Source organism: uncultured Cetobacterium sp. (assembly GCF_947038635.1).
Classification (GTDB): domain Bacteria; phylum Fusobacteriota; class Fusobacteriia; order Fusobacteriales; family Fusobacteriaceae; genus Cetobacterium_A.
On record NZ_CAMQXC010000004.1, the window covers coordinates 41,569 to 52,581 of the forward strand.

The 11,013-nt window shown below is 28.9% G+C and carries 12 protein-coding genes; 9 read left to right on the plus strand and 3 right to left on the minus strand.

Features of this window, described 5'->3' with window-relative positions; genetic code table 11:
- Positions 1-18: 18 nt before the first annotated feature.
- Positions 19-597 carry a DsbA family protein gene (locus Q0V08_RS01050; protein WP_297431293.1) on the minus strand — a complete coding sequence of 193 codons (579 nt, stop codon included), beginning with the start codon at positions 595-597 and terminating at the stop codon, positions 19-21.
- A 315-nt stretch (positions 598-912) separates the two neighbouring features.
- Here Q0V08_RS01050 and Q0V08_RS01055 point away from each other — a divergent pair, with 315 nt between their 5' ends.
- Positions 913-1,998, plus strand: a complete 1,086-nt coding sequence (locus Q0V08_RS01055; protein ID WP_297431295.1) for a succinylglutamate desuccinylase/aspartoacylase family protein — start codon at positions 913-915, stop codon at positions 1,996-1,998.
- A gap of 27 nt (positions 1,999-2,025) precedes the next feature.
- On the opposite strand, the gene Q0V08_RS01060 is transcribed toward Q0V08_RS01055, so the two are convergent.
- Entirely contained in the window at positions 2,026-3,399 is a 1,374-nt protein-coding gene (locus tag Q0V08_RS01060) for a sugar porter family MFS transporter (RefSeq protein ID WP_297431297.1), read from the minus strand.
- A gap of 95 nt (positions 3,400-3,494) precedes the next feature.
- Positions 3,495-4,223, minus strand: coding sequence for a GntR family transcriptional regulator (locus tag Q0V08_RS01065; protein WP_297431298.1), 729 nt, complete (start codon positions 4,221-4,223; stop codon positions 3,495-3,497).
- 229 nt (positions 4,224-4,452) lie between these two features.
- On the opposite strand from Q0V08_RS01065, the gene agaV reads away from it, so the two are divergent.
- The 8 genes from agaV (at position 4,453) to Q0V08_RS01105 (ending at position 10,941) form a co-directional block, all read left to right on the plus strand.
- On the plus strand, positions 4,453-4,935 hold the full coding sequence (gene agaV, locus Q0V08_RS01070) for a PTS N-acetylgalactosamine transporter subunit IIB (protein WP_297431299.1): 483 nt from the start codon (positions 4,453-4,455) through the stop codon (positions 4,933-4,935).
- 11 nt (positions 4,936-4,946) lie between these two features.
- Positions 4,947-5,732 carry a PTS N-acetylgalactosamine transporter subunit IIC gene (gene agaW, locus Q0V08_RS01075; RefSeq protein WP_023049856.1) on the plus strand — a complete coding sequence of 262 codons (786 nt, stop codon included), beginning with the start codon at positions 4,947-4,949 and terminating at the stop codon, positions 5,730-5,732.
- Positions 5,722-6,543: a PTS system mannose/fructose/sorbose family transporter subunit IID gene (locus Q0V08_RS01080; protein ID WP_185891276.1), complete on the plus strand. Its 822-nt coding sequence runs from the start codon at positions 5,722-5,724 to the stop codon at positions 6,541-6,543. Before agaW ends, Q0V08_RS01080 begins: the two co-directional genes overlap by 11 nt.
- Before the next feature lie 20 nt (positions 6,544-6,563).
- Positions 6,564-6,989, plus strand: coding sequence for a hypothetical protein (locus Q0V08_RS01085; RefSeq protein WP_297431320.1), 426 nt, complete (start codon positions 6,564-6,566; stop codon positions 6,987-6,989).
- A 123-nt stretch (positions 6,990-7,112) separates the two neighbouring features.
- Positions 7,113-8,048: a BadF/BadG/BcrA/BcrD ATPase family protein gene (locus Q0V08_RS01090; RefSeq protein WP_297431322.1), complete on the plus strand. Its 936-nt coding sequence runs from the start codon at positions 7,113-7,115 to the stop codon at positions 8,046-8,048.
- Entirely contained in the window at positions 8,049-9,176 is a 1,128-nt protein-coding gene (locus Q0V08_RS01095) for an SIS domain-containing protein (RefSeq protein WP_297431324.1), read from the plus strand.
- On the plus strand, positions 9,170-10,021 hold the full coding sequence (locus tag Q0V08_RS01100; RefSeq protein ID WP_240218668.1) for a tagatose bisphosphate family class II aldolase: 852 nt from the start codon (positions 9,170-9,172) through the stop codon (positions 10,019-10,021). Before Q0V08_RS01095 ends, Q0V08_RS01100 begins: the two co-directional genes overlap by 7 nt.
- A 2-nt stretch (positions 10,022-10,023) precedes the next feature.
- Positions 10,024-10,941, plus strand: coding sequence for a 1-phosphofructokinase family hexose kinase (locus Q0V08_RS01105; RefSeq protein ID WP_297431326.1), 918 nt, complete (start codon positions 10,024-10,026; stop codon positions 10,939-10,941).
- Positions 10,942-11,013 lie beyond the last annotated feature (72 nt).

Here is an 11,013-nt window from a genome sequence, read left to right on the forward strand (position 1 = left end):
AAAAGATAGCCATTTTTACTATTTTAACAATTCTAACCATTTTTCAGTTGTTCTAGGAAAAGTATCAAGCTGAGTATCATCAATATAGAAAGTAGGAACAACATCAAAATCAAATTCAGAAACTTCAGAATTTAATTTTCGGTGAGCTTCTCTGAATTTACCAGATAATAAAGCATCAGCAAATTCAAATTTTGGTATTAATAAATTATCAGCAATTTCAATTAATATTTCAACATTTCCGATATCTTTATTATGTAGCCAATATGCTTCAAGAATGGCTCTAACATATTCGATTCCTTTGTCATATTTTTCAGCGATATATATTCCTTCAAAAGCTAGTGCTGTTCTAGGTTTTGGACTAATTGTTGGAAAATTAATTTCAATATTTTCCTCTTTTGCCCAATTAACTATATTTTTTGTAAAATACTCTTTACTGGCTTCATTAACTATTGGTTGAGGCATTGGTTCAGGTGAAAGCTCATAAGGAAAAAATCTAAATTCTGGTTTTAAATTTTTTTCTTTTAAAGCTTTTTCTAAAATTTTTTCTCCAACATAACAATAAGGGCATACAAAATCTAAAATTATTGATATTTTCATAAGTTCCTCCTTAAGTAATTACAATTATATTATTACTATTACAAGATATCAATATAAATCCTTTTAAAAAATAAAAAATAGTTGCATAAATTTTTTATTTATAGTATACTCCTTCTAACAATAGAAGAGAGGTTAGTTCACTTCCATAAAAGGAGCCTAAGGCCGACGGCGATGATCTTTATGACCCTGTGAATTAAGTATTGTGACGCTGCCATAACAATACGCTTATTAGTTTATAATTAAGTTCTCGAAGGCATACCAATTTAGGTATGTCTTTTTCTTTTGGGGTAGACATTAAAATTTGGGAGGATATAAATGTCAAAAACTTTTTTATTAACTTTTTTATCATTGAGTGCATTAGTATTTGCTAAAACTGAGTACAATGGAGAAAAATATCTAGGGAAAGGTGTAATAACAAATCTAGATGTAGAGGATTTGGAGAATGGAAAAATATATGAATTTTTCTTTGAAGGAACAGAGAATAGCTTAGGAAATCCATGGTATATTCCTGTTACAGTAATTAAAGGAGAAAAACCTGGTAAGAAATTTTTAATTAATTCAGGTGTTCATGGAAATGAATTGAATCCTATTTTAACTACTTATAAGATAAAAGAGAAATTAAAACCACAAGATTTAAAGGGAACAATAACAATAGTTCATGGAATGAATATACCTGGATTGTTAAATAATAATAGAGGCTATACATTTGGAGGAGGATCTGAAAGTACGTCAGATTTAAATAGACAAATGGACTCAGGAAAAACAGCAACTTCAGATCAAAAATATTCAACATTACTTTGGAATAATTTACTATCAAAAAATGCAGATAAAGTAATTGATTTACATACAAGTGGAAAAGGAAGCAAATTTCCATTATTTGTTTATGCTGATTTTAGAAATTCTGATATTAAAAAGATGGCAGAATTAACAAGAGCAGATATTGTAAAAATGGACAATGGAGAAAAGGGTTCTGTAGAAACATCATTTGTGGAATTGGGAATTCCGAGCATTACTTTTGAATTAGGATCTTCAGAAACACAAGAAGCTTTGATAGTAGAAAGAGCAACAAATGGAGTTATAAATAATCTTATTTATTGGGATAATTTAAGTGGAAAAAAAATAACACCAGAGATAGAGACATTTTATGGAAATTCATGGAGTCGTATTCGAGCGGAAAAAGGTGGTTTTGTAGAGACGAAAGTTAATGTGATGGATAAGGTAAAAAAAGGGGATATTTTATTTATTCAATACGATGCTTTTGGAAAAGTTTTAAAAAATTATGAAGCACCAAATGATGGAGTAGTAGCAAGTATAAAAGATTATCCTTTTAGTGAACCAGGAGATTCTTTAGGAAGAGTTATAGAATATGATTCAAAAGATAAAGATCAAATTTTAAAATAAATAAAAATGGGCTGATTAGCCCATTTTTTATTCCCAATCACCTTTTGTTTTCCAATAATCTGCAATTTCTTCTAATGTTTTATCTTTTGTTTCAGGAAGAAATAATATCATAATAAAAAATACCAACATAGAGCCAGAAAAAATCATAAATGAAATTGAACCATGAAATTTCTCTGTTAAATATATATTAGCATTTAATAGAGGAAAAGAGTAAATTATAGCCGCATCAGCAATCCAATTTATCATACCAGTAAGAGAGCTTCCTTTTGATCTTATAACAGTTGGAAGAACTTCAGATATGTAAACAGTAAGCATAGCACCAGCAGATATGGTAAAGAAAAAGTTATAGATATATATGAAATAAGATAAATCTAATCCAACTTGTTTTTCATATAAAGAGTATGCAATAAAAGCTTCTGAAAAAAACATCCCAGCAGCACCAATAAGTAAAAGAACTTTTCTTCCCATTTTATCGGCAAATGTAACTACAAAAATAGCACCTAATAATTCTGAAACACCGATAAATATGCTTTGAAAATAAGCTAAGCTAGGAGTATCACTAGAAATAGTTGCAAATATTTTTTGAGCATAATATGTGATAGCGTTTACTCCAGAAAGTTGCCTAAATATAGGGAAGATAATACAAAGAATTAAAGCATAAACAAGACCACCACGAATTTTTATTTTTTTTCCAGATATTTCTGGAGAGTTATTGGTAAGCATTTCTGAAAAAACTATATTTACCCGTTCTTTTGAATCAATAAAAGCTTCTAAACTTTTTTTAGCTTCTTCAACTCGCCCTTTAATTATAAGCCAACGAGGACTTTCAACAAGAGTAAGCATACTAAATAACATAATAATTAATAATGCAATTTCAACAAAAATTAAAACTCTCCATCCAAATTGAATATTCCATTTTAAAGAAAAGTAATAGTTAAATATAAATCCAATTGTATATCCCAAAATTAATCCAAAAGCTAAAAGTAGTTGTCGAATGGATCCAGCTCGCCCCCTTTTAGAAGCAGGAGCAACTTCCGTAATATACATCGGAGCTGCAACAAAAATTAACCCAATAGAAAAACCAAAAATAATTCGTCCAATATAAAAGATACTAATAAATGGAGCGAGTGAAGCAAATAGAAGACCAACTATTCCAACGATAACTCCGTAAATCATTGTTAACTTTCGTCCAATTTTATCACTAAAATATCCTGCAAGTAAACTTCCAAAAAAGTTTCCAATAAGAGATATAGCAACAAGAATTCCAACTTGACTAGGACCTAACTTAAAATAAGGTTGTATATATTTAACAGATCCTCCTAAATTGGCAGAATCATATACAAATATAAAACCAGCCATACCAACAATAGAGGCTACGGTATATATATTTTTACTCTTCATTTAATTTCCTCCTTAAAAAACTATAGAATTAAGATTAAAATATAAAGATTTTACAAGTAAAAACATATAAATCCTTGAAGAACTAAAAATATATTTTAAATAAAATTATTTAAACGAACTTTATATTTAAAACTATTTCCTTTGACTATTGATTTTGTATATTCAATAATACTATTTTTTTCAAATGTATATCTTTCAAGAATCATACCGCAATCACCAGGAACTGCATTTAAAAATAAACTATCATTTTCACTTAAAATACATGGAGAAAAAGATTCTTCAGCATATGAAATTGAAACATTGTATTTATTTTTCATGAGATTATACAGTCCATTTAATTCAATATCACTTTCTGAAATTTCTTCAAATCTCCACTGAGGTAAATATGTAGTCTCATACATAAGAGCCTCGTTGTCAGCTAAACGAACTCTATTTAAAATAAAAATTTTATCGTTAGGATGTATATTTAGTTTTGGAGCTATAACATTTCCAGCTTCTTTTAAAATCAAATTTAGAATTTTATTTCCAGGAATTTTACCTAATTTAATCATTTCATCACTGAATGAATAGAAACCATTCAAATCTTGATTTATTTTATGAGTTGATACAAAATTTCCTTTTCCATGTATTTTATAAATGTCTTTTTGTTTTTCAAGTTCAGATAAAGCTTGTCGAACAGTAGCTCTACTAATATTAAAAGTTTCTGATAACTCTCTTTCAGATGGGATTTTTTCACCTTCATTGTACGTACCAGATTTTATTTGTTCTAAAATGATTTCAATCAATTGTAAATATAGTGGTGTTGTAGAAGATTTATCAATCACTATAGTACCTCCCTAATAAAGTTTAATTTTTTCAAATTATATCAAAGTTATGAGAATTTGTCTTGAAAAAAATATTTTTGAAACTATTTTGTATAAAATGTTGGTTAGAGAGGGAGATGAAAAAGTAAAGAAATAAAAATAAAATACATTATTGACAATGAAAAAAAATGAGGTATACTCGTATCAATAAAAGTGGTACGTACAAAAAATAAAAAGAGGGGTGTTTTTTATGCCGGAACCAAATATTGTTTTAGTAAGAATTGATAACAGATTGATTCATGGTCAAGTTGCGACAGCGTGGGCACAACATTCAGGAGCTAATCTATTATTAGTTCCAAATGATGATGTAGCTCAAAATCCTACAAGACAAGGTTTAATGAATTTAGCTGCGCCGAAGGGGGCTCAAACAAGGTATTTTTCTATTCAAAAAACTATAGATGTTATTCATAAAGCTGCACCAAGACAGCTTATAGCAATAATAGCTGAAACGCCTCAAGATGTATTAAAGTTAGTTGAAGGGGGAGTGCCAATAAAAAAAGTAAATATTGGAAATATGCATATGGCAGAAGGAAAGAAACAAATATCTAAAGCTGTTTGTGTAGATGAAAATGATATATCAACATTCAAAAAATTATCAGAATTAGGTATTGAATTGGAAATCCAAAGAGTTCCAACAGAGGGGAAAGAGAATATTCTAGAATTGATAAAATAGGAGGGGTGTAGATGTTGTTAAAAGCTTTTTTAGTTGCTATTTATGCGGGATTAGCAGGAATAGACTTATTTGATGGATTATCACATATTCATAGACCATTAGTAAGTGGATTAATAGTGGGATTAATTTTAGGTGACATGAAAATGGGATTAATTGCAGGAGCAACACTAGAGTTAGTTTGGATGGGAGCTGTTCCTGTTGGTGGAGCTCAGCCCCCAAATGTAGTTGTAGGAGGAATAATTGGATCAGCATTTGCAATTATGGCAAAACAAGATCCAACAGTAGCTGTAGGAATTGCCATTCCTTTTGCAGTAGCAGTTCAAGCATGTATAACACTATTATTTACATTTTTTTCTCCAGTTATGCATAAGGCAGATAAGTATGCAGAAAGTTGTGATACAAAAGGAATTGAGAGAATAAACTATTTGGGGATGGGAATTTTATTTATTTTTTACTTTACAGTAGTATTTTTACCAATATCAATAGGTGCAGAGGCAGCTCAAGGGATAGTTTCTCTATTACCACCATGGTTAATTAAAGGATTTGGAGTAGCTGGTGGGATGATGCCAGCAATAGGATTTGCGCTTTTATTAAATATAATGTTTAAAAAAGAATATATAATATTCTTTGTATTAGGATTTATACTAGCAACATATTTAAATCTGCCAGTAATAGCCATTGCAGCAATAGGATTCATAATAGCTATATATGATTATCAGAAGAGTAAAAGTGTAGATAAAATTAAGGGATTATCTTTAACATCTTCTACAGAGGAGGACTATAGCGATGGAATATAATAATAACGGATATGTAGATAGTAGTCAGGAAAAAGTTATAACAAAAAAAGATTTAAATCATATGGTTTGGAGATCATTTTTATTACAAGCATCATTTAACTATGAAAGAATGCAGGCTTGTGGATGGTTATACAGTATGATACCAGCATTGAAAAAAATTCATAAAAATAAAGAGGATCTATCTAGATCAATGAAATTACATATGGAATTTTTCAACGTTCATCCATTTTTAGTAACTTTCGTACAGGGAATTGTAACAGCAATGGAAGAAAATAAAGAGAGCCAAGAGGCTATACGGGGAATTAAAATTGCATTAATGGGACCTTTAGGTGGAATAGGAGATGCTTTATTTTGGTTTACATTATTACCGATAGCTGCAAGTATAGGAGTTTCATTGTCTTTAGAAGGAAGTATAGCAGGACCGATTATTTTTTTATTAATATTTAACTCAGTTCATATTTTCTTAAGATTTTTCTTAATGCATTATTCTTATAAAATGGGAGTAGAAGCTATAGAAAAATTACAAGGAGATACAGAATATGTAACAAAAGGTTCGTTAATATTGGGTTTAACAGTTGTAGGTGGATTAATAGCTTCTTTTGTTAGACTGAACATACCATATGTTATAGAAATGGGTAGTACAACAGTAAATATTCAAACAGATGTAATTGATAAGATAATGCCGAATATGTTGCCTTTATTATATACTCTTCTTATGTTTTATTTACTAAAGAAAAAGAAAACACCAATAACATTAATTATGTTAACATTAGCTATTGGGATAATAGGAAGTTTAATAGGAATACTTTAAAAAATTACAAGGAGATGAGAATGTTTAAAATCATTGTAAGTGGTCATGGAGAGTTTGCTTCAGCTATTGAAAAAACTTTAGAATATATTATTGGTAAACAAGAAAATATAGAGTATATAAATTTTAATAATGGAATGGGAACTAGAGAGTTAGAGGAAAAATATACTGAATCTATTTTAAAGAGTGAAGATAGAGAAACTCTTTTTTTAACAGACTTAGCAGGTGGAACTCCATTTTCAACAGCGGTAACTTTGTCTCAAAATTTAAAGAATATATATGTATTAGGTGGCATAAATATTCCTACAATTTTAGCAGCAATAGAATATAGAGATGAGGGAAATCTAGAAAAGGTAGTAGTTGACATAATAAATCATGGAAAAGAATCTTTAGTTACATTTCAAAAAAGAGAGCTAAATGATAATTTTCAAAGTGATGATGGAATATAGTATTAAAAAGTCTTAGAAATTTTCTAAGACTTTTTTCATAAAAATAATTGACAAAATAAAAAAAATTAACTATAATCATCTTAACTGGTATGTACCAGTAAAAAAATATTGGGGTGGTACATAATGAAATTTTTTATAGGAATAGATAGCGGTGGAACAAAAACAGCTATTTCAGTTATAGATGAAAATAAAAATGAAGTTTTGAGTTTTCAAAAAGGAACTGGTCATTATTTACAAATTGGTTTCAATGGATTAGAAGAGTTACTGATATCTATATTAGAAGAAGTTTTAGAAAAATTAAATACAAGTAGAAAAGATATTGGTTATATATTTGCAGGTATTCCAGGGTATGGAGAAATAAAAGAAGATCAAAAAATAATTGAAGATGTTGCTAAAAAAGCTTGGAGAGAGATAAAGTTTCAATTAGGTAACGATATGAAGGCTGGATGGGCTGGGTCGTTAGGTTGTAATCCTGGGATTAATATCATAGCTGGAACAGGAGCTATTGGATATGGAATAAATGAACTAGGAGAGGAAGCAAGAACAAGTGGTTGGGGACATGCGTGTGGTGATGAAGGATCAGCTTACTGGATTGCTAAAAAAGGAATTGAAATATTTACGAAACAAGCAGATGGAAGATATCCGAAAACAGTTTTATATAGTACTATGAGAGAAGAATTAAATTTAAAAGAAGATTTTGATTTAATAGATTTAATCTATAATCAATATTCTCTTGATAGAGGAAAAATAGCTCAACTCTCAATGGTGGTTTATAAAGCAGCAGAAAAAAATGATCCATGTAGTGTAGAAATATTTAAAGAGGCATCAATAGAGATTGGACTTATGATAAAAGCTATATCTGAAAAAATAGATTTTATTGAGAAACCTATAAAGGTTTCCTATGTAGGTGGTGTGTTTAAAGCATCAAAATATATTTTTGATAATTTAAAAAAATATTTGAAAGACAATAAAGTTGATACAGTAATACTTGAGCCAAAGTATACACCAGTTTATGGGTCAGCACTTTACGCATTGAAATTATGGGAGGAGAATAAATAAATGAAAGATTTTTATACGTTAAAAGAGATTGAACAGCAAAAAAGATTATGGATAGAAACAATAAATTTAGTAAAAGAGAAAAAAGAAGAGATTAAGTCATTTTTAGATAAAAATGATTTTAAAAATAGAAAAATTATTTTTACAGGTGCAGGAACTTCAGAATTCGTAGGAAATAGTATAACTCCAGCTTTAGGAGGAAATGTTCTATCAATAGCTACAACAGATATAGTTTCTAATCCAGAAAACTATTTAAAAAAAGATGAAAAAGTAATATTAATTTCATGTGCACGTTCAGGAAATAGTCCAGAAAGTGTAGCAACAGTTAAGTTAGCAGATGAGATAATAGATGATGTTTGTCATATTTTGATAACTTGTAATAAAGATGGAAAGTTAGCAATAAATAAAAAGGATGATAAAAAAGCACTTGTACTTTTAATGCCAGAAGAATCTAATGATAAAGGATTTGCAATGACAAGTAGTTTCACGTGTATGTCTTTAACAGGACTTTTAATATTTAATTTAGAATCTCTAGAAAAAATAGAAGATATAATGAAAAAACAAATAGAAAAGATAAATGATGAAGGTATGAAATCATTAATTGATTCATTAATAACTTTAGATATATCAAGAATTGTATATTTAGGAAGCTCATGTTTAAAAGGTGTGGCAGAAGAGGCTGCATTAAAATGTTTAGAGTTAACGGCAGGACATATGAGTTTACATTATAACTCTCCATTAGGATTTAGGCATGGACCTAAGTCAATTATAAATGATACAACTATGATTATTACACTTCTTTCAAATAACGATTATACAAGAAAATACGAGTTAGATTTATTAAAGGAGATGTATAATGAAAACAAAAAGAAGGTTTTAGTAACTTTAGATATGAAAAATTCAGATGAAGCTAGAGAAAATTCGCATTATTATTATACATTTAACAGTGAAGATAGCGGTGTAGAAGATGTATTTAATATGTTTAGTTATATATATTTTGCTCAATTATTTGCATTTTATAAATCAAAAAGTTTTGGAATAAATCCAGATAATCCGTGTCCAACAGGAGAAGTAAATAGAGTTGTACAAGGTGTTATAATATACGATTATAAGGGGGAATCACAATGTTAGTTTCAACAAACCAAATGTTATTAGATGCACAAAAAGGAGGGTATGCAGTACCAGCTTTTAATATTCATAATTTAGAGACAATTCAGGTGGTAGTAGATACAGCAAACGAGTTAAAATCACCAGTTATATTAGCAGCAACACCAAGTACAGTTAAATATGCAGGTATTGAATACCTGATAAAAATGATAGAGACAGCAAGTGAAAAGTATGATATACCAATAGCTTTTCATTTAGATCATCACGAAGATGTAAATAGTATAAAAGAAGCTATTTTATTAGGATGCAAATCAGTTATGATTGATGCATCACATCATCCTTTTGAAGAGAATGTAAAAATAGTAAAAGAAGTTGTAGATTTTGCACATAGATATGATGTAAGTGTAGAAGCAGAATTAGGAAAGTTAGTAGGACAAGAGGATGATTTAATAGTTGATGAATCACAGTCTTCATATACAGATCCTAAATTAGCTAAAGAGTTTGTTGAAAGAACAGGAGTAAATTCACTAGCAGTAGCTATAGGAACAGCTCATGGATTATACAAAAATGAACCAAAATTAGATTATGATAGATTAAAAGAAATAAAAAAATTAGTGGATATACCATTAGTTTTACATGGAGCATCAGGAGTACCTTTTGACTCAGTTAGAACAACAATAGAAGATGGAATTTGTAAAGTTAATATTGCAACAGAATTAAAAATACCATTCGCAGAGAGTTTAAAAGAGTTTTTCTTAAAAAATCCAAATGAAAGCGATCCAAGAAAATATTTAATTCCAGCAAAAGAAGCTATGAAAAAGGTTGTTGTAGATAAGATAATTATGTGTAAAAGTGATAACAGAGGATAATTATGATATTAACAATAACTTTAAATCCTGCAATTGACATAAGATATGAAATAGATAATTTTGAAATAAATAGTATTTTTAGAGGAAAAGGATCTAAAACAGCTGGTGGAAAAGGACTAAATGTTTCAAGAGTTTTAAGATTACTTGGAGAAAATGTTGAAGCAAGTGGTTTTTTAGGTGGGAGCAGTGGTGATTGGATAAGTAGTAAAATAGAAAGTATAGGAATTAAAGATAATTTTATAAAAACAGATACAGAAACAAGAAGTTGTATTGCTATATTAGGAAAAGGAACACAGACTGAAATATTAGAACCAGGGGAAAAAGTTTCATCAAACTCTATTGATAAATTTTTAGAATTTTTTAAAAATAATTTTGAGAGATTTGAAATAATATGCATTAGTGGAAGTGCACCTCAAGGGGTACAAAACGATATCTATAAAGTTTTATGTGAGATAGCTAGTAGTAAAAAAGTGATACTTGATACAAGTGGTAAATTTTTATTAAAGGGTATCGAAGGTAATCCATATCTTATAAAACCAAATAAAGAAGAGTTAGAAGGGATGTTAGGAAGAGAACTATTAACTTTTTCAGATCTTTTAGAGGGTGCTAAAGAAATAAAAAATAAAGGATGTAAAAATCTATTAGTTTCTTTGGGAAAGGATGGAGCTATTTTTATTAATGAGAAAAATGATATCTATAGAGTAAATATACCAAAGGTAGAGATAAAAAATCCTGTGGGAAGTGGTGATTCAACAATTGCTGGATTTGCGTATGGTTTAAATAAAAAGAAACCTATAGAAGAAACTTTAAAATTAGCAATGGCATGTGGAATATCAAATGCAATGATGGATGAAACAGGAAAAATTGATTTAGAAATTGTTAAAGAATTATTTGATAAAGTAAAGATAGAAAAAGTATAAAAAATATCCCTTAGATTGGGTCTAATTAAATATTTGTGTAAACCTTCAAGTTGGGGTAATATTAAATTATCT